This is a genomic window from Rhodococcus sp. BE178, from assembly GCF_050433545.1.
GTDB lineage: Bacteria > Actinomycetota > Actinomycetes > Mycobacteriales > Mycobacteriaceae > Prescottella.
This window is the reverse complement of record NZ_JBNPXA010000003.1, coordinates 94,500-113,360: the sequence shown is the minus strand read 5'-3', so window position 1 is coordinate 113,360 and position 18,861 is coordinate 94,500. Positions and strand designations below refer to the sequence as shown.

Below are 18,861 nucleotides of genomic sequence, written 5' to 3'. Positions count from 1 at the left end.
GCTACAACAGGTACGTCACCTTCGACTCCCCGAGGAAGTCACCGGGGTGGGTGACCGGGGCGCCGAGCATGCCCGCGCAGGCGTCGATGAGGAAGTAGCCGAGGCCCGTCCAGTCCGCTGGGGTGGGTTCCACCTGGACCCGGGATTCGTACTCCGCGCACGCGTCGATCACCGTGCGTCCGAGCATCCAGGATCTTCCGTTGAAGATCGGTTCGGGGACCGCGGAGAAGTGCGCCCGGATCCGGTGGATCAGGTGGTCGGTGAGCGGATCTGCCGTGACGGACTCGGCGACCGAGGCAGCCACGGACGGCACCGTGCGTAGTTGCTGCAGAAACCGTGCCCGCCAGCTGGGGGCGGGACGCGCGGCCAGCAGATCGGTGAACGGCAGGATCAGGCAGGCCAGCAGGCCGGTGATCGGGGCGTCGTCGCCGAGTTCGGCGACCAGTTCGGCGCGCCGAGCCCGCGCGTACTCGGTGTGGCGATCGAGCAGTGCCCGCACCAGTTCGTCGCGGCCGCCGAAGTGATAGCTCACCGCTGAATGGTTGGCGTTGCCGGAGTGTTCGGCGATACGCCGGTTGGAGACCGCGTCGATGCCGTCCGTGGCGTACAGCTCCTCGGCCGCGTCCAGCAGGGCATTGCGCACCCGGTCGCCGTGCTGTCCCAATGTGGTTCCCCTCTCGCCGTGACCGTGGGCCGAGTCGCGGCTGCGGTGCCCTGGTGGGACGAACGTCACCGCCTCGATCATTGTCTAATTTAAGTCAGGCGGCGTAATTTTTGGGTGTCGGTTCGGATCGACGCGTTCATGCACGGACAACGAGTAGCGGGAGCACGACTGTGACATCCACATCCACGGCGACCACCGACGGTCCTCCGGGGCACACCCCCGAGACCGAGGCCGATCCGGCCCGGGCCAAGAAGGAGAGGATCGGTCGCTACGTCGCGATGGTCCTGCTCCCGTTCCTGATGGTCGGGATGATGATCACGGGCTACCTGGCGACCATGCACGCGCCGACGCCGCACGACATGCCGATCGCCGTCGCGGGTCCCGCGCCGCAGGCCGAGCAGTTCGCCGACGCCCTCGCTGCCGAGAACCCGTCCGCGGTCGACGTTCGGGTGGTCGCCACCGATGCCGACGCCCGGCAGTTGGTCCTCGACCGCGAGGTCGCGGGATCGGTGGTGCTCTCGGACCCGGGTGAGGGCAGCGCGACGGTGTACACCGCCACCGCGGCCGGTGCGTCCCAGGTCGGCACCGTCACCGGACTCCTGGCGCCGGAGGTGGTGGGGCAGGGCCTCACGTTGCAGACCGAGGACCTGGCCCCGCTACCCGACAACGACAGCGCCGGCCTCACTGCGATGTTCATGACGACGGCGCTGATGCTGGCGGGCTACATGCCGCTGAGCCTGATGCTGTCGAACTCGCCGGAACTGCTGCGCTTCCGCCGGTTCGTGCCCATCCTCGCGGGCTGGTCCGCGCTGATCGCCGGGCTGGTGTGGCTCGTCGCAGGGCCGGTCCTCGGTGCGGTGGAGGGGAACACCGCGGTGATCCTGGGCATCTCCTGGCTCGCGGTCTTCGCGGTCGGCTCCGTGCAGCTGTTCCTCACCCGGATCCTCGGCCCGATGGCCGTCCTGGCCGGCATGTTGTTCCTGATGGTGCTCGGCGTGCCCGCGTCGAACATGGGCATGTCGGTCCACACGATGCCGTCGTTCTACACGACGTTGCACAGCTTCCTGCCGACACCGGCCACCGGTGAGGCGCTGCGCTCGGTCCTGTACTTCGGTGGCGACGGTGTCGGCACACACCTGACGGTCCTCGTCGTCGGCACACTGCTCGCGCTGGCGGCGACGCTCGGCATCGACGCGCTGAAGCGTCGTCGCAACCCGGACGCCGGGACGCCGGAGGTGACCATGCAGTCGCTGACCGCGGGCCCGCGTCCCGCCAGCAACCGGATTCGCTACGCCACGCTGGCGTTCTTCCCGCTGGGCATGGTCGTGATGATGATTTCGTTCATGCTCGGCGCCATGTACCAACCGGCGCCGCAGGACATGCCCGTCGCGGTGGTCGCGGCGAATGCCGAGCAGGCCGAGCAGGCAGTGGGCGGTCTGGATCGGAGCATGCCCGGCCTGTTCGACCTGCATGCGTCCGACTCGGTCGATGCGGCCCGCGCGCAGGTGGAGGACCGGACCGTGGTGGCCGCCTACGTGCTGCCGTCCGCCGAGAATCCCTCCGCGACCCTGATCACCAACGAGGCCGCCGGTGTCAGCCAGAAGCAGGTCGTGGAGCGCGTGTTCGGTCAGATCGCGACGGGACAGCAGGTGCCGATGTCCGGTGAGACCGTCGCCTCGCTCGATGCCGGGGACACGATGGGCACGGTGAGCCTGTACGTCGCGATGGGTTGGATCATGGCCGGCTTCATGATCGTCATCGTCGCGTCGAGTGCCGCGCCGATGGTGATGGGGCTGCGCAAGCTGCTGCCGGTGATCGCCGGGTGGGCGGTGTTCATGTCCGTCGTCGTCTGGCTGATCGCGGGCCCGCTCGTCGGCGCCGTCGACGGGCACTTCCTGCCACTGGTCGGCGCCGGCATCGTGGCGATCGTCGCGACGGCGCTGTTCACGACCGTCTTCGTGCGTCTGCTGGGCTTACTGGCGGTGCTGCCCGTCGTCGCGATCCTGATGTTCCTCGGTGTCCCGGCCTCCGGTGGTGCGCTGTCGATCTACATGGAGCCCGCGGTCTTCCGGTTCCTGCACGACGTCCTGCCGATGCCGGCAGCCGTCGAATCGGTGCGGTCGATCCTGTACTTCGGCGGCGACGCCGTCGGCTCGCACCTGATCACCTTCGCGATCTGGGGTGTCATCTCCCTGCTGTGCGTCGTGGTCATCGACAGGGTCCGCCCGCTGCCGGCGGCGGAGCCGGTGCAGGCGCCCGCACCTGACGACGCCGCCGTCGAGGTGGCCGCGCGGATCTGACCGGGGTAAGGCGAGCGGGCGTACCGTTCGGTTATGAGCGCCGTCACGAGCACCCGCATCGTCCTCGCCTCACGTCCGCACGGCGAGCCGACCGCCGACAACTTCCGCACCGAGACCGTGTACCTGCCCGCGCTGCAGGACGGCCAGGTCCTGCTGCGCACCGTGTATCTGTCGCTGGATCCGTACATGCGCGGCCGGATGAGCGCCGCCGAGTCGTACGCCGCGTCGGTGGAGGTCGGCGACGTCATGGTGGGCGCCACGGTGTCGCAGGTGGTCGAGTCCCGGCACCCGCGGATCGAGCCCGGCGCCTACGTGCTCGCGTACTCCGGCTGGCAGTCGCACGCCGTGGTGGACGGCGACGCGGTGCGGATCCTGGATCCGGACCGCGCGCCGCTGTCCACCGCGGTCGGTGTGCTGGGCATGCCCGGATTCACCGCGTACTCGGGCCTGCTGAAGATCGGGCGCCCGCATCCGGGGGAGACCGTCGTGGTGGCCGCGGCGTCGGGTCCGGTCGGGTCGGCCGTGGGTCAGATCGCGAAGATCCACGGCGCGCGGGCGGTCGGGATCGCCGGGGGTCCGGACAAGTGCGCGTACGTGCGGGACGAACTCGGGTTCGATGCCGCGATCGACCACCGCGCACCGGACTTCGCCGAGCAGTTGACCGCGGCGGTCCCGGGCGGCATCGATGTCTACTTCGAGAACGTCGGCGGCGCCGTCACCGCCGCGGTGCTGCCGCTGCTCAACCTGTATGCGCGAATCCCGGTGTGCGGGTTGGTGGCCCAGTACAACGCCGCTGCCGTGCCGGAGGGGCCGGACCGGCTGCCCGGATTCATGGGGCTGGTTCTCGTCAAGAGCCTCACCGTCCGCGGCTTCATCCAGTCCGAGTTCGTCCGGGAGATGTACGCGGACTTCGAACGCGACGCCTCCCGGTGGATCGGAGAGGGCCGGCTGAAGTACCGGGAGGACGTCGTCGACGGACTGGAGAATGCGCCGACCGCGTTCCTGGGAATGCTGCACGGCACGAACTTCGGCAAGCTCGTCGTCCGGGTGGGCCCGGACGACGAGTGACGGTCAGGCCGGGATGCCGACCGGCTTGTCGCCGACGATCGAGATGCGGTCCATGACCCGGCGGGCCGGGTAGTAGTCGCTGGCCGCGTAGTGCTGGCAGGTCCGGTTGTCCCAGAACGCGATCGTGTTGGTCCGCCACCGCAGCCGGACCTGGAACTCGGGACGCTGCACGTGCCGGTACAGCATCGTCAGCAGTTCGTTGGACTCCTGCTCCGACACACCCAGAATGCGCTGCGTGAAGCCGATGTTGACGAACAGCACGCGCCGGCCGGTCTCCGGGATGACCCGCACCACCGGGTGCGTCACCGCGGGGAAGTTCGGTCGGAGCATCTCCACGGCCTCCGGCGGCATGCCGCGGCCGAACGAGTTGATCCAGTCGTGCTCGGCGTCGAGGTGGTCGATCCGCGCCCGGATGTCCTCGGGGAGGAGATCGTAGGCCGCGGCGGTATCGGTCCACAGCGTGTCGCCGCCGACCGGTGGGATCTCGACCGCGCGCAGAACGGCTGCGAACGAGGGGAATTCGTGCCAGGTGACGTCGTTGTGCCACAGGTTCTCGACACCGATCGCCATCGCGTCCTTCGCGAGGGTGGCGACGTCCGTGTCGCTCTGGCCGGGCTGGGTGTACTTGAAGAACGGGTGCTGTTCCAGATCGCCCCATCGGGCCGCGAACGCGCGGTGGTCGGCGCGGTCGATGTCCTGGTCGCGGAAGAACAGCACCTTCCACTCGAGCAGCGCGCGGCGCAGTTCGGCGAGCACCTCGTCGGACAGGTCGCCGTCGAGTCGGATCCCGGAGATCTCCGCACCGATCGTGGGGGTCTGCGGATCGAGCGAGAACAGTTCGTAGGGGCGGTCTTCGGTGGTCGGCGCGGCCCCGGCGGTCCGGGGTGCCACGAGCGGGCCGAAGGCGGCCAACGGATCCGTCGGCCGGGGCGCGATGTTGGTGTGGAACGCCTGTGGTGTGGACGAGACGGTCATGGCGGACTCCTCAGGAATCGAAGGTGGCGGGGTCTCCGGTGATTTCGGTGGTTTCCGGCGACATCGGTGCGGTCAGCACGGCCACGCAGATGTCGACGAGATCCGAGACGATCGCGGCCGTCTGTCGCGGCGTGCGATCCTGGCCCTCCCGCATCGCGAGAGTGACCATGGCGAGGGTGATCGCGTCGGACGCCCGCCAGGCCGCGACCTCCCGGGGAACCTCGGCGAGGTTGACGAGCAGGTCGTGCATGTGCCGGAAACTCTTGGCGCTCATGTGCTTCTGGATGATGTCGGCGAGCGCGGGATCGAAGGTGGCCTGGACCAGGAATCGGGCGTAGCGGCTGCCGGGGCGGCCGAGGGTCTGCGCGGCCAGTGGCTGGACGAGGGCCTCGACCACCTGACGCGGCGTGGGCGACAGACCCTGCCGCGCCCACTCGTCGAGGATCTCCTGGCGGCGCCGGTCGACCGGCGACATGCGGGCCTCGACGACGGCCTCGATGAGACCGTCGCGGGAACCGAAGTGATACTTCGCGGCCGACTTGTTCGACTGGTCGGCCGCGATCTGGACGTCCTTGAGTGTCATCGCGGGCATGCCCCGTTCGGCGACGAGGCGTTCGGCCGCGTCGATCATCGCCTGGCGGGCAGTGGTCCGGGTCACAGTGACGACGTTAAGGCCGTGACCTTAAACCGTCAATACTCGTCGACGGCTAGGTGGCATCCTTCTGTCGCGGCGGAACCTACCTGGCGTCGCGGAAGACCGGATCCCGCTTCTCGCGCCGTGCGAGGGTCGCCTCCTCGAAGTTGTCGGTCATCAGCCGGATGAGCAGCTGCCCGAGTCCCTCCTGGTTCATGTGTTGCGCCATCGACGACGCATCCAGGCTCGACCACAGCGTTCGTTTGGTCAGCTCGATGCCGGGGCGGGAGAACGACGCGATCCGCTGCGCCAGGTCGAACGCGTCGTCCAGCAGATCCTCCTGCGCGACGATGCGCGACACCAGTCCGATCCGTGCGGCCTCGTCGGCGTCGATGTCCCGGCCGGTGAGCATGATCTCGAACGCGCGCGACGATCCGATCGCGCGGGGCAGCAGGTAGCTCAGGCCCAGCTCGCTCGCGGTCAGACCGTTGTTGATGCCGGCCGCCCGGAAGTACGCCTCCGGCGCGGCCAGCCGGATGTCCGCCGCCATCGACAGACAGAAGCCGCCACCGATCGCGGCGCCGTTGACCGCCGCGATCACCGGCTGGTGCATGCGGCGCAGCGTGAGCACGACGTCGTCGAGCATCTCCATCGACCGCAGCGCGATCGACGGTCGGGTGAGCCCGTCGATGTGGGGCGGGCTGCCTGCGGACGTCTGGTCGGCGCCGGAGCAGAAGCCGTGGCCCGCCCCGGTCAACACGACGGCGCGCACCGAGTTGTCGTTGCTGATCGCCTCGAGCGATTCCTTGAACGGGACCATGACGTCGAACGCCATCGCGTTCATGCGTTCCGGACGGTTGAGGGTCACCAGCGCCACGTTCTCGCGCGGCCGTTCGACGAGGATGAAGCTCAACGGATCTCCTACGGTCCCGGGGGCGATTGTGCGCCGACCCTACGCCGCAGGAGCGTCCGGTGTGCCCGTTCTCGCGACCTAGATCGCGGGGTCCTCGACTGCCGCGGCCTTCCGCGCCCGGCGGCGCGAATTGATCATCGACAGCAGCAGAATGAGGAGGAACAGCCCCGCCGTGGCGATCAACTGGTCGCGGGCGTCGTCGTCGAACATCATCAGTACGGCGAACGCGGCGAGCAGTGCCAGCGTGAGGTAGCTCAGGTACGGGAACAGCCACATCTTCACGGTGAGCTTGCCCTCGCGCTCGAGCTGCGGCCGCAGCCGAAGGTGCGAGATGACGATGAACACCCAGATCACCAGCAGCGCCGCACCGACCGCGTTGAGCAGGATGCCGAGCAGGTCGTCGGGCAGCAGCCAGTTCAGCAGGACACTGACGAAGCCGAAGAACACCGACAGCAGCACCGCATTGGTGGGCACGCCGGTCTTCGAGAGCTTCGCGAGCGGTGCCGGGCCGTCGTTCCGCCGGGCGAGCGAGAACGCCATCCGGGACGTGCCGTAGACGTTCGCGTTGAACGCGGACAGCAGCGCGATCACCACGACCAGTTCCATCAGGCCGGAGACGTACGGGAGATTGGCCCGCTCGAGCACGGCGACGAACGGGCCGTCCTGCAGGCCGGGATCGTTCCACGGCAGGACCAGGACCATGATGCCGATCGCGCCGATGTAGAAGACGCTGATCCGCCACATGACGGTGCGGACGGCCGTGGCGATCGAGCGCTCGGGGTCCTCGGACTCGGCCGCGGCGATCGTGACGATCTCGATGCCGCCGAACGCGAATGCCACGACCAGCAGGCCCGCCGCGACACCCGCGAATCCGTTGGGCATGAATCCGCCCTCACCGAGCAGGTTCGTGAATCCGACCGGATCGGTGTCCGGGAGCAGGCCGAAGACGAGCAGCACACCGACGACGAGGAAACCGATGATGGCGGCGACCTTGAGGGCCGCGAACCAGAACTCGAATTCGCCGAAGTTGCTGACCTTGGCGAGATTGACGACCGCGAAGAACGTCACGAAGACGAGGGCGATCACCCACTGCGGCACACCGGGCATCCAGTCGTTGACGATCGCCGAGGCGCCCGTGATCTCGGCGCCGAGCACCATGATCAGCATGAACCAGTACAGCCAGCCCATGACGAAGCCGGCCCATTCGCCGATGCCGATGCGCGCGTAGTGCGAGAAGGATCCGCTCGCCGGCAGCGCGGCGCCCATCTCGCCGAGCATGCGCATGACGCACACCACGACGAAACCGGCGATCACGTAGGAGATCAGGACCGCGGGGCCGGCCTTCGCGATCCCGACGCCGGTCCCGAGGAAGAGACCGGCGCCGATGGCCGACCCCAGGCCCATCATCGTCAGATGACGGACCTTGAGGCCGTGCCCTAATCGGACTGGGGTTTCGGTGGAGCTCACAAGCTGCGGATCAGTCGTTGGCGTGCAGTGCTGCGTTCAGTTCCACGCCCGTGCCCTTCCACGGCACCACCTCGACGGCGCCGGAGACGGAGTTGCGACGGAACAGGATGTTCGACTGGCCGCTCAGGTCGGCGGCCTTGACGACGGTGCCGTCCGGGCCGGTGACCTTGGTGCCGGCGGTGATGTAGAGGCCCGCCTCGACGACGCAGTCGTCGCCGAGCGAGATGCCCAGGCCGGCGTTGGCGCCGAGCAGGCAGCGCTCGCCGACGGAGATGACCTGCTTGCCGCCACCGGACAGCGTGCCCATGATCGAGGCGCCACCACCGACATCGGAGCCGTCACCGACGACAACGCCCGCGGAGATGCGGCCCTCGACCATCGAGCTGCCGAGCGTGCCGGCGTTGAAGTTCACGAAGCCCTCGTGCATGACGGTGGTGCCGCTCGCCAGGTGGGCACCCAGGCGGGCGCGGTCGGCGTCGGCAATGCGCACACCGGCCGGGACGACGTAGTCGACCATGCGCGGGAACTTGTCGACACCGAACACGGTGACCGCGCCGCGGATCCGCAGCCGCGAGCGGACCAGCTCGAAGCCGTCCACGGCGCACGGGCCGAAGTTGGTCCACACCACGTTCGCGAGCAGACCGAACTGGCCGTCGAGGTTGACGCCGTGCGGCTGCACCAGGCGGTGCGACAGGAGGTGCAGACGCAGGTAGACGTCGTGCGCGTCGACCGGCGGCGCGGACAGGTCCGTGATCGTGGTGCGCACCACGACCTGCTTGACCTCACGGGCTTCGTCGTGGCCGGCGAGCAGAGCGAGGTCCGACGGAATGTCGGTGCCCTCGAGCGCGACGGTTCCGGCGACGGTGCCGCCCTCGTACTCGCCCAGCTCGGGGGCCGGGTACCAGGTGTCGAGAACCGTGCCCGACTCGGTCACGTTGGCGACGCCTACTGCAGATGCTCCCTGTGCACTCACGGGTGCACAGGTTACGCGAGGTGTGCGAGGCCGTCCGGGGCGGTGAGCCGATTGTGATCCCGACCGCGCGTTCCGACCGGTCGGGTGCCCTGGTGGACAGGGCACCTAACCTGGAAGCCGTGAGCATCCTCGATCTGCACGCCGACCCCATCGACCTCACCACCGCGCTCGTGGACATCCCCAGCGTGTCGCAGGACGAGGGCGTCATCGCCGACGCCGTCGAGGCCGCGCTGCGCGAACAGACATCCGGGTTCGAGGTGATCCGCAGCGGCAACGCGGTGCTCGCCCGCACCGCCCGCGGGCTGCCGAGCCGGGTCATGCTCGCCGGTCACCTGGACACCGTGCCGATCGCCGACAACGTTCCGAGCCGGCGCACGACCGACGAGCGGGGCGACCTGCTGCACGGCTGCGGCACCGTCGACATGAAGTCCGGCGACGCGGTCTTCCTGCACCTGGCCGCGACGATCTCCGACTTCGCGCACGATCTGACGCTGGTGTTCTACGACTGCGAGGAGATCGCCGCGCAGTACAACGGGCTCGGACGCATCGAGCGTGACCTGCCCGAGTGGCTGGCCGCGGACGTCGCGATCCTCGGCGAGCCCACGGCCGGGTTCATCGAGGCGGGGTGTCAGGGCACGCTGCGGGTGCGCCTGACGACGTCGGGTGTGCGCGCGCATTCGGCGCGATCGTGGCTCGGCGACAACGCGATCCACAAGTTCGCCCCGGTGCTGGACCGGTTGTCGGCGTACGAGGCGCGGTCCGTGGACATCGACGGCTGTGTCTACCGGGAGGGGCTGTCCGCGGTGCGGATCGCGGGCGGGGTCGCGGGCAACGTCGTGCCCGACGCCGCCGAGATGGACGTCAACTTCCGCTTCGCGCCCGACCGCAGCGTGGAGCAGGCCGTCGAGCACGTGCGCGAGGTGTTCGAGCCGTCGGCGCTCGGCGGTCTCGAGCTCGGCTTCGAGGTCACCGACAGCTCGCCCGGCGCGTTGCCGGGTCTGTCGAACCCCGCGGCCGCGGCGCTGATCGAGGCCGCCGGCGGGCAGTATCGCGCCAAGTACGGCTGGACCGACGTATCCCGGTTCTCGGCGCTCGGTATCCCCGCGGTCAACTACGGTCCCGGCGATCCCAACCTGGCGCACAAGCGGGACGAGCACGTCCCGGTGGAGCAGATCACCGACGTCACGCGGGTGCTGCGCGGGTACCTCAGCGCGTAGGTGTGCGCCGCGGGTGAACGGCTAGCCTTGCCCGCATGGCACCAGACAGGAAGACCGGGGCCGCCCGGCGCAGTAGTTCCTCGGTGAAACACCGCGGTCCGATCATGTTGCGGCGCGACCGCAAGGTGGAGGCGACCACCACCGACCAGCGGCTCCTCGACCAGCGCGGGCCTACGGACTGGGTGCACACCGATCCGTGGCGGGTACTGCGGATCCAGAGCGAGTTCATCGAGGGCTTCGGCGCGCTCGCCGAGGTGCCGCGCGCCGTGACCGTGTTCGGGTCGGCCCGGACGGGGGAGGGCACCTCCGAGTACGCCGCCGCGCGCGAACTCGGCACGGCGCTCGCGGCGGCCGGATTCGCGATCATCACCGGCGGCGGACCCGGTGTCATGGAGGGCGCCAACCGCGGCGCCAGCGAGACCGGCGGATACTCGATCGGCCTCGGCATCGAGTTGCCGTTCGAGCAGGGACTCAACGAGTGGGTCGATCTCGGCATCAACTTCCGCTACTTCTTCGCGCGTAAGACGATGTTCGTGAAGTACTCGCAGGCGTTCATCTGCCTTCCCGGCGGATTCGGCACTCTCGACGAGCTGTTCGAGGCGCTGACGCTGGTGCAGACCCGCAAGATCACCCGGTTCCCGATCGTGCTGATCGGCACGGAGTTCTGGGGCGGGCTGATCGACTGGGTCCGCGGCACTCTCGAGCGGACCGGGAAGATCTCGCCCGGGGACGCCGATCTCATCCATGTCACCGACAATGTCGAGGAGGCGGTCCGGATCGTCGTCGAGTCGCAGCACGGCGTGGACGAGGCGGCACTGCTGGGAGACGAGGACGAGTGGTGAGCACGAGCGACAAGAAGTTCAGCGTCTGCGTGTACTGCGCGTCGGGGCCCGTGGATCAGCAGTTCCTCCAGCTGGCATCCGAGGTGGGCACGGCGATCGGCCGCCGGGGATGGCAGTTGGTATCCGGCGGCGGCAACGTCTCGATGATGGGCGCCGTCGCGACCGCGGCCCGCGAAGCGGGCGCGTGGACCGTCGGCGTCATCCCGAAGGCGCTGGTGCACAAGGAGGTTGCGGACGTCGACGCCGACGAGCTGATCGTCACCGACACGATGCGTGAACGCAAGCGCATCATGGAGGACCGCGCCGACGCATTCATCACGCTGCCCGGTGGGATCGGCACCCTCGAGGAACTGTTCGAGACCTGGACCGCCGGATACCTCGGTATGCACGAGAAGCCGGTGGTGATGCTCGATCCCGTCGACCACTTCCGCGGACTGCTGCACTGGCTCGAGGGGCTGCGCGGTCAGGGGTTCGTCGCGCAGCGTGCACTTGACGGGCTGATCGTCACGGGCGACGTCGAATCCGCGCTGGACGCCTGCGTGCGCTGAAAACGGTTCCTGTCGAGGGGTTCCGGGGGCGGGTCGTAAAGATTACTGTGGAGTAAGAAACGTCCCCTTTCGACCCTCCCTGCCCCCTCCGACAAGGATGCCGATGAGTTCAGACGCCACCGCTTCGACGATCAGTCTCGTGCAGCTCGCGCTGCAACTGCCGCGGATGGCGACCGAACTCCCCAGCCTGGCGCGCGGGGCGCTGGGGATGACCCGCAAGCCGGAGTCGCGCGAGTCGATCGGCCGGGTGTTCCAGGAACTGGCCCGCCGCCAGCCGGATCAGCCGTTCATTCGCTTCGAAGGCGAGTCGATCGGCTACGGGGATGCCAATTCTCGGGTCAACCGCTACGCCGACGTCCTCGTGCAGCACGGCGTCCGGCGCGGCGACGTCGTCGGGATTCTCATGAAGAACCGGCCCGAGACGTTGCTGCTGACCCTGGCGGTGGTCAAACTCGGCGCGGTCGCGGGCATGCTCAACCACAATCAGCGCGCCGATGTGCTGGCGCACAGCCTGTCCGTGCTGGACAGCCGGGTGCTGGTGGTGGGGGAGGAGTGCGGCGAGGCGATCGCCTCACTGGGGAGCGAGGTGCACGCGAAGGCTGTGTTGGCCGCGGTCGATCTGGACCGACTCGCGCAGGATGCGGACTCGTCGAACCCCGCTGTGTGCGAGCAGATCCGGGGCACGGAGCGTGCCTTCTACATCTTCACCTCGGGCACGACCGGATTGCCGAAGGCCAGCCTGATGAGCCACTTCCGGTGGCTCAAGAGCATGTCCGGGCTGGGCGCGATGGGAGTTCGACTGCGCCGCAACGACACTCTGTACTGTGCGTTGCCGCTGTACCACAACAACGCGTTGACGGTGTCGCTGTCGTCGGTGCTCTCCGCCGGAGCCGCGATCGCGATCGGACGCACCTTCTCCGCCTCCCGGTTCTGGGACGACGCGAAGGCCAACCAGGCCACCGCGTTCGTCTATATCGGTGAGGTCTGTCGGTACCTCCTCAACCAGCCGCCCAGGGCGAACGACCGCGACAACGGAATCCGCCTGATGGTCGGCAACGGGCTCCGGCCGGAGATCTGGACCGAGTTCATCGAGCGCTTCGGCATCGAGCGAGTCGCCGAGTTCTACGGCGCCAGCGAGTGCAACATCGCGTTCGTCAACGCCCTCGGCGTCGACCGCACCGCAGGGGTGTGCCCGCTGCCGTACGCGGTGGTGGAGTTCGACCCCGAGACCGGGCGTGCCCGCCGCGACCCGAAGGGGAGGCTGCGGCGCGTCGGCACCGGCGAGGTGGGGCTGCTGCTGTCGAAGGTGACCGATCGGGCGCCGTTCGACGGCTACACCGACCCGGAGGCCAGCGAGAAGAAGCTGGTGCGGGACGGATTCAAGGACGGCGACTGCTGGTTCGACACCGGCGATCTCGTGCGCAGCCAGGGCTTCATGCACGTCGCGTTCGTGGACCGTCTGGGTGACACGTTCCGGTGGAAGGGCGAGAACGTCGCGACCACCGAGGTGGAGGGGGCGCTGTCCGCGCACCCCGCGATCGAGCAGTCGGTGGTGTACGGCGTCGCGGTGCCCGGCACGGACGGCAAGGCGGGGATGGCGGCGGTGACGGTGCGCTCGGGTCACGCGCTCGACGGCGTTCGGCTCGCCGAGGAGCTGTACACCCGGCTGCCGGCGTACGCGATCCCCCTGTTCGTGCGTGTCGTCGACTCGCTCGAGACGACGTCGACTTTCAAGAGCCGCAAGGTGGAACTGCGCGAGGAGGGGTACTCGTCGACCGTCGACGAGGTGTACGTGCTCGCCGGCCGGGGTGAGGGTTACCGGCCCGCATACGACGGATACGTGCGTGATGTCGCCGAGGGCAATGCTCCCCGGGCGTAACGTCCTCCCGCTCATGCGACTATGGGGGCATGGCACCGCGCCCCGCCTCCGGCGACGACTCGGCCGTCTCGGCCCCCGGACACGTCCTGCCCACCCTGTGTGGCAGGCCGGTCGCGACCGATCGCGCCCTTGTGATGGCGATCGTCAACCGCACCCCGGACTCCTTCTACGACCGCGGTGCGACGTTCTCGGACGAGGCGGCGATGGCGGCGGTCGATCGCGCGGTCGCGGAGGGTGCCGATCTCGTCGACATCGGGGGCGTGAAGGCGGGCCCCGGCGCGCTCGTCGACGCCGCGGAGGAGACGCGCCGCGTGGTGCCGTTCGTGGAGGCGATCCGGGCGCGCTACCCGGACGTAATCATCAGCGTGGACACGTGGCGCAGCGAGGTCGCCCGACTCGCGTGCGGTGAGGGCGCCGACCTGATAAACGACACGTGGGCGGGGGCCGACCCCGAACTGGTGGAGGTCGCGGCCGAACTCGGTGCCGGGATCGTCTGCTCGCACACCGGGGGAGCGGTACCGCGCACGCGCCCGCACCGCGTCCGCTACACCGACGTGGTCGCCGACGTCGTCGGCGAGGTGGTCGCCGCGGCCGAACACGCGTCGCGGCTGGGGGTGCGGGCGGACTCGATCCTGATCGATCCCACCCACGATTTCGGGAAGAACACCTTTCACGGGCTCGAATTGTTGCGTCGCGTGGAAGATCTCGTTAAGACCGGATGGCCCGTGCTGATGGCGCTCAGCAACAAGGACTTCATCGGGGAGACTCTGGGTGTGGAACTGGCCGAGAGGTTGGAGGGAACCCTGGCGGCGACTGCTCTGGCGGCCGCCGGTGGGGCCCGCGTATTCCGCGTCCACGAGGTTGCCTCGACCCGGCGTGTGGTCGACATGGTCGCCGCGATCATGGGAACCAGGCAACCCGTCCGCACCGTACGGGGGTTGGCATGAGCATCACCGAAGCGTCGCGCACCTGGACGGACGCCAACAGTTGGGACCACCCGGTCTGGAGCATCGCGGAACTCGAGCGGGCCAAGGCCGGGCGCACCGTGTCGGTGGTGCTGCCGGCCCTCAACGAGGAGAAGACGGTCGCCGGTGTCGTCGACACCATCCACCCGCTGCTGGGCGGACTCGTCGACGAGCTGATCGTCCTGGACTCGGGCTCGTGCGACGCGACGGCCGAGCGCGCCGCGGCCGCCGGGGCGACGGTGATCAGCCGGGAGGACGCCGTCCCGGGACTCGCTCCGGTGCCGGGCAAGGGCGAGGTGCTGTGGCGTTCCATCGCCGCGAGCACCGGTGACCTCATCGCCTTCGTCGACTCCGACCTGGTCGAGCCGGATCCGGCGTTCGTCCCCAAGCTGCTGGGTCCGCTGCTCACGGTCGACGGGATCCATCTGGTCAAGGGCTACTACCGACGTCCGTTGCGGGTCAGCGGCACCGAGGACGCCAACGGCGGAGGGCGGGTGACCGAACTGGTGGCCCGGCCGATGCTCGCGGCGCTGCGTCCCGAACTGACGTGCGTCCTGCAGCCGCTCGGTGGCGAGTACGCCGGCACGCGTGAGCTGCTGTCGTCGGTGCCGTTCGCGCCCGGCTACGGCGTCGAGATCGGGCTGCTGCTCGACACCTACGACCGGCTCGGGCTCGGCGCGATCGGCCAGGTCAATCTGGGTGTGCGCAAGCACCGGAACCGGCCGCTGTCCGAACTCGGCGTGATGAGCCGCCAGATCATCGGCACGATGCTGCGCCGGTGCGGTGTCGAGGACACCGGCGGCGGTCTGACCCAGTTCCTGGTGGACGGAGACTCGTTCGTGCCCGCCCGGACCGACGTCGCGCTCACCGATCGGCCGCCGATGAACACGATCCGTCCCTGACTGCCGCGCGCGGCGACGTTCCTGTCGGTGGTTCGTGACAGTATCGGGGCATGCTGACGGTCCTTCTGTACCTGTTGATCATGGTGCTGGTCGGTGGCCTGCTGTACTTCGCCGCGAGCATGGTGTTCGGCCGTTCCGAGGAGTTGCCGCCGCTGCCGGCCGGCACCACCGCGACGGTGCTCCCCGCCGAGGGCGTCACCGGCTCCGACGTGCGCGCGCTCCGATTCCAGCAGACGCTGCGCGGGTACAAGGCGAGTGAGGTGGACTGGGCGCTCGACCGTCTCGGTCGGGAGATCGATTCCCTGAGAGCGCAATTGGAGACTCGGGTAGGCCCTGCGCCGGCCGATCGCGGCGAGGCCGCGGACGGGTCCGACAGTGCGGAGCCGGAGCGGTGAGCGCCGTCGGGATCGACGTCGGCGCACCGCCGGAAGAGCGGGTGCGTTGCCCCTGGGCCACCGACACCGACGGCTCCCGAATCTACAGCGACTACCACGATTTCGAGTGGGGGCAGCCGCTGCACGGCCGCGACGAATTGTTCGAGCGGCTGTGCCTCGAGGCGTTCCAGTCGGGGCTGTCCTGGATCACCATCCTGCGCAAGCGGCCGGCGTTCCGGGACGCGTTCGCGGACTTCGACCCCGAGATCGTCGCGGCCTACACGGAGTCCGACGTCGACCGCTTGCTGGGCGACGCGCGGATCGTCCGGAACCGGGCGAAGATCGAGGCCGTGATCGGCAATGCCCGTGCGGTCCTGGATCTGGCCGACACCGATCTCGACACGCTGTTGTGGTCGTTCGAACCGCCGCGGCGCGCGCGGCGGTTCGAGCGAGTCGACGATGTTCCGGCGGTCACGCCCGAGTCCACCTCGATGGCCAAGGAACTGAAACGTCGGGGCTTTCGTTTCGTGGGCCCTACCACGGCATATGCGCTCATGCAGGCCACCGGGATGGTCAACGACCACATCGCGGCGTGCTGGGTGGAACCCGGCCTGTGACGCTGTCTGATTCGGGTGGTTTTGTGCCTCAGCTTCCCGGCAACCCACTCGATAGGGAAGAATGGACTCCAGAGCCTCGCTAATTGCTGGCGAGGTATCCACGGTAACCCGAGGCGCTAGAAAAGTCCGGCGCAGATTTGGAGGGAGCAGAGGATGGCGGCCATGAAGCCCCGGACCGGGGACGGTCCCCTCGAGGCAACCAAAGAGGGACGAGGAATCGTCATGAGGGTTCCACTCGAGGGCGGTGGACGTCTGGTCGTCGAACTCACCCCGGAGGAAGCAGCAGCGCTCGGGGACGAACTCAAGGGTGTCACCAGCTAGCGGATCAACCCTCTTCGGCGTTCCGGCCGGGTCGGCAAGACGACCCGGCCGGAGACGTTGATGCGTGATCGGACGAACGGGTGATCTCCGGAAAGGGCACGGCGGTACAGGTGCTGGCGGATGTGTGCGCGCTACTCGCGTGCCCGCAGTGCGGCGACGAGTTGGATCTGGCCGATCGTGCCCTGGTGTGCGCGCGTGGCCACAGCTTCGACATCGCGCGGCAGGGATACGTCACGTTGCTGACCGGTGCCGCGACCAAGTTCACCGGGGACAGCCCCGAGATGATCGCTGCGCGCTGCGATTTCCTCGACGCAGGGCACTTCGACTCGCTCATGACCGCGGTCGCCGAGGCCGTCGTGCAGACGACGGACGACGGTGTCGATCCCCGCATCCTCGAGATCGGTGCCGGCACCGGGCATTATCTCGCCCGCGTCCTGGACACGTCGGCGTCCGCGCAGGGCATCGGGCTCGACGTCTCCAAGCCCGCGGCGCGGCGACTGGCCCGGGCGCATCCGCGTGCCGCCGCCGTCGTCGCCGATGTGTGGCGGCAACTGCCCGTGCAGGACGCCGCCCTCACTCATGTCCTCTCGATCTTCGCGCCGCGCAACGCCGCCGAGATCGACCGGGTTCTGACAGACGGGGGCACCCTCGTCGTGCTCACACCCACGGACCGGCACCTCGTCGAGCTCGTGGAGCTGCTCGGCATGGTCCGGGTCGACGACCGCAAGGTCGAGCGGCTGGGGGAGACCGTCGCCGGACGGTTCGAACGGGTTCACCGCACGCCCGTCGAGACCCGGATGATGCTCTCGCACCGGGATCTCGAGAACCTCGTGGGAATGGGGCCGTCGGCCCGTCATCTCACGGCCGAGCGCCGAACCGAGGCGATCGCGGCGCTGCCCCAACCGTTCCCGGTGACGGCATCGGTGGTCGTCTCGACCTATCGCCGGTCGAGGACCTCGGTGTAGACGTCCAGGGTCTGCTGCGCGATACGGGCCCACGAGAACTCCGCCGTCGCCCGCAGCCGGCCCGCCCGCCCCATCTCCGCGGCTCGGTCCGGATCGGTCGCCACCTCGTTGACGGCTGCCGCCAGCGCGTGCTCGAACGCCCCCGGCTCGTACGAGTTGTAGTGGACCAGCCGACCGGTGACGCCGTCCTCCACCACCTCGGGAATCCCGCCGACGTCGGAGGCGACCACCGCGGTCTCGCACGCCATGGCTTCGAGGTTCACGATCCCCAACGGCTCGTACACCGACGGGCACACGAATACCGTCGCGGCGGAGAGCATTTCCCGCACCTGCGTGGTGGGGAGCATGTCCCGGATCCAGAAGACCCCGCCGCGTCGGGCGGTGAGGCGTGCGACGGCCGCCTCGGTTTCCGCGGCCAACTCGGCGGTGTCGGGTGCACCCGCGCACAGCACCAGCTGGATCGCCGGGTCGAAGTCGTGTGCCGCGGCGACCAGATGGCCGAGCCCCTTCTGCCGGGTGATCCGTCCGACGAAGACCACGATGGGCCGCGCGGGATCGATGCCGTGCGTCGCCAGCACCGACACGGCGGTTCGCTCGGCCGGACCGGGATACCATGCGCCGGCGTCGATGCCGTTGTGCACCACGTGCACCCGGGCCGGATCGATCGCCGGATACGTGTCGAGGACGTCGGCGCGCATGCCCGCGCTGACCGCGATCACCGCGTCGGCGTGCTCCATCGCGTTGCGCTCGGACCACGACGACACCCGGTAGCCGCCACCGAGCTGCTCGGCTTTCCACGGCCGCCGCGGCTCCAGCGAGTGCGCTGTGACGATGTGCGGGATGTCGTAGAGTTCGCCCGCCAGATGCCCGGCGAGGCCGGTGTACCAGGTGTGCGAGTGCGCGACGTCGGCGCCGCCCGCGGCGTACGCCATCCGCAGTTCGGCCGACAGGGTGCTCAGGGCTGGATTGGCGCCGGCGAGGGCGGGATCGGGGCCGTGGACGAACGCACCGTCGCGGGGCGCACCCATGCAGTGCACGTCGACATCGCACAGCCGCTGCAGGTGGGTGACCAGTTCGGTGACGTGGACACCGGCGCCACCGTAGATCTCCGGGGGGTACTCCTTCGTCATCATCGCGACCCGCACCGGCTAAACGTAACCGCCGGAACCCGTTCCGGCCAGCACGACCCCGCCTGTTCGGGGCAATGCTGGCGGCGGTCGGGGCTGGCCGATAGGTT

The 18,861-nt window shown here is 69.0% G+C and carries 19 protein-coding genes; 12 read left to right on the top strand and 7 right to left on the bottom strand.

What is annotated here, in order from left to right:
• Position 1: 1 nt before the first annotated feature.
• Positions 2-745, bottom strand: a complete 744-nt coding sequence (locus J2X34_RS07460; RefSeq protein ID WP_254622854.1) for a TetR/AcrR family transcriptional regulator — start codon at positions 743-745, stop codon at positions 2-4.
• Positions 746-834: 89 nt separating this feature from the next.
• Here J2X34_RS07460 and J2X34_RS07455 point away from each other — a divergent pair, with 89 nt between their 5' ends.
• Entirely contained in the window at positions 835-2,964 is a 2,130-nt protein-coding gene (locus J2X34_RS07455) for an ABC transporter permease (protein ID WP_429516464.1), read from the top strand.
• A 33-nt stretch (positions 2,965-2,997) separates the two neighbouring features.
• Positions 2,998-4,032, top strand: a complete 1,035-nt coding sequence (locus J2X34_RS07450) for an NADP-dependent oxidoreductase (RefSeq protein WP_429516463.1) — start codon at positions 2,998-3,000, stop codon at positions 4,030-4,032.
• A gap of 3 nt (positions 4,033-4,035) precedes the next feature.
• On the opposite strand, the gene J2X34_RS07445 is transcribed toward J2X34_RS07450, so the two are convergent.
• The 5 genes from J2X34_RS07445 to dapD form a co-directional block, all read right to left on the bottom strand.
• A complete protein-coding gene (locus tag J2X34_RS07445) occupies positions 4,036-5,007 on the bottom strand; it encodes a TauD/TfdA dioxygenase family protein (protein WP_114718436.1) in 972 nt (323 codons plus the stop codon).
• A gap of 10 nt (positions 5,008-5,017) precedes the next feature.
• Complete coding sequence (locus tag J2X34_RS07440) at positions 5,018-5,665, bottom strand: TetR/AcrR family transcriptional regulator (RefSeq protein WP_309473062.1); 648 nt, start codon at positions 5,663-5,665, stop codon at positions 5,018-5,020.
• 79 nt (positions 5,666-5,744) lie between these two features.
• On the bottom strand, positions 5,745-6,554 hold the full coding sequence (locus tag J2X34_RS07435; protein WP_429516462.1) for an enoyl-CoA hydratase: 810 nt from the start codon (positions 6,552-6,554) through the stop codon (positions 5,745-5,747).
• 78 nt (positions 6,555-6,632) lie between these two features.
• Positions 6,633-8,021, bottom strand: a complete 1,389-nt coding sequence (locus tag J2X34_RS07430; RefSeq protein WP_114718438.1) for an amino acid permease — start codon at positions 8,019-8,021, stop codon at positions 6,633-6,635.
• Positions 8,022-8,031: 10 nt separating this feature from the next.
• Positions 8,032-8,994, bottom strand: a complete 963-nt coding sequence (dapD, locus tag J2X34_RS07425) for a 2,3,4,5-tetrahydropyridine-2,6-dicarboxylate N-succinyltransferase (protein ID WP_114718439.1) — start codon at positions 8,992-8,994, stop codon at positions 8,032-8,034.
• A 119-nt stretch (positions 8,995-9,113) separates the two neighbouring features.
• On the opposite strand from dapD, the gene dapE reads away from it, so the two are divergent.
• The 10 genes from dapE to J2X34_RS07375 all read left to right on the top strand — a co-directional run bounded on the left by dapE (position 9,114) and on the right by J2X34_RS07375 (position 17,624).
• On the top strand, positions 9,114-10,211 hold the full coding sequence (gene dapE / locus J2X34_RS07420) for a succinyl-diaminopimelate desuccinylase (RefSeq protein ID WP_114718575.1): 1,098 nt from the start codon (positions 9,114-9,116) through the stop codon (positions 10,209-10,211).
• Positions 10,212-10,246: 35 nt separating this feature from the next.
• Positions 10,247-11,053 (top strand): TIGR00730 family Rossman fold protein, encoded by an 807-nt coding sequence (locus J2X34_RS07415; RefSeq protein WP_114718440.1) that lies wholly within the window; start codon positions 10,247-10,249, stop codon positions 11,051-11,053.
• Positions 11,047-11,601 carry a TIGR00730 family Rossman fold protein gene (locus J2X34_RS07410; RefSeq protein WP_114718441.1) on the top strand — a complete coding sequence of 185 codons (555 nt, stop codon included), beginning with the start codon at positions 11,047-11,049 and terminating at the stop codon, positions 11,599-11,601. Before J2X34_RS07415 ends, J2X34_RS07410 begins: the two co-directional genes overlap by 7 nt.
• Positions 11,602-11,704: 103 nt before the next feature.
• Entirely contained in the window at positions 11,705-13,480 is a 1,776-nt protein-coding gene (locus tag J2X34_RS07405) for a long-chain-acyl-CoA synthetase (protein ID WP_429516461.1), read from the top strand.
• Between the two features lie 29 nt (positions 13,481-13,509).
• Positions 13,510-14,427 carry a dihydropteroate synthase gene (folP, locus tag J2X34_RS07400; protein ID WP_114718443.1) on the top strand — a complete coding sequence of 306 codons (918 nt, stop codon included), beginning with the start codon at positions 13,510-13,512 and terminating at the stop codon, positions 14,425-14,427.
• Positions 14,424-15,347 (top strand): glucosyl-3-phosphoglycerate synthase, encoded by a 924-nt coding sequence (locus J2X34_RS07395; RefSeq protein ID WP_114718444.1) that lies wholly within the window; start codon positions 14,424-14,426, stop codon positions 15,345-15,347. Before folP ends, J2X34_RS07395 begins: the two co-directional genes overlap by 4 nt.
• Positions 15,348-15,397: 50 nt before the next feature.
• Positions 15,398-15,742, top strand: coding sequence for a DivIVA domain-containing protein (locus tag J2X34_RS07390; RefSeq protein WP_114718445.1), 345 nt, complete (start codon positions 15,398-15,400; stop codon positions 15,740-15,742).
• The gene (locus tag J2X34_RS07385) at positions 15,739-16,338 is read left to right on the top strand and encodes a DNA-3-methyladenine glycosylase I (RefSeq protein ID WP_429516460.1); all 600 of its coding nucleotides are present in this window, start codon (positions 15,739-15,741) and stop codon (positions 16,336-16,338) included. The genes J2X34_RS07390 and J2X34_RS07385 overlap by 4 nt, the downstream gene beginning before the upstream one ends.
• Positions 16,339-16,491: 153 nt before the next feature.
• Positions 16,492-16,659 (top strand): DUF3117 domain-containing protein, encoded by a 168-nt coding sequence (locus tag J2X34_RS07380; RefSeq protein ID WP_003931055.1) that lies wholly within the window; start codon positions 16,492-16,494, stop codon positions 16,657-16,659.
• Positions 16,660-16,769: 110 nt separating this feature from the next.
• Positions 16,770-17,624: a putative RNA methyltransferase gene (locus J2X34_RS07375; RefSeq protein WP_429516770.1), complete on the top strand. Its 855-nt coding sequence runs from the start codon at positions 16,770-16,772 to the stop codon at positions 17,622-17,624.
• Here J2X34_RS07375 and glgA read toward each other — a convergent pair.
• On the bottom strand, positions 17,597-18,769 hold the full coding sequence (glgA, locus tag J2X34_RS07370) for a glycogen synthase (protein WP_114718446.1): 1,173 nt from the start codon (positions 18,767-18,769) through the stop codon (positions 17,597-17,599). The two genes, J2X34_RS07375 and glgA, sit on opposite strands and share 28 nt — an antisense overlap.
• Positions 18,770-18,861: the final 92 nt, after the last annotated feature.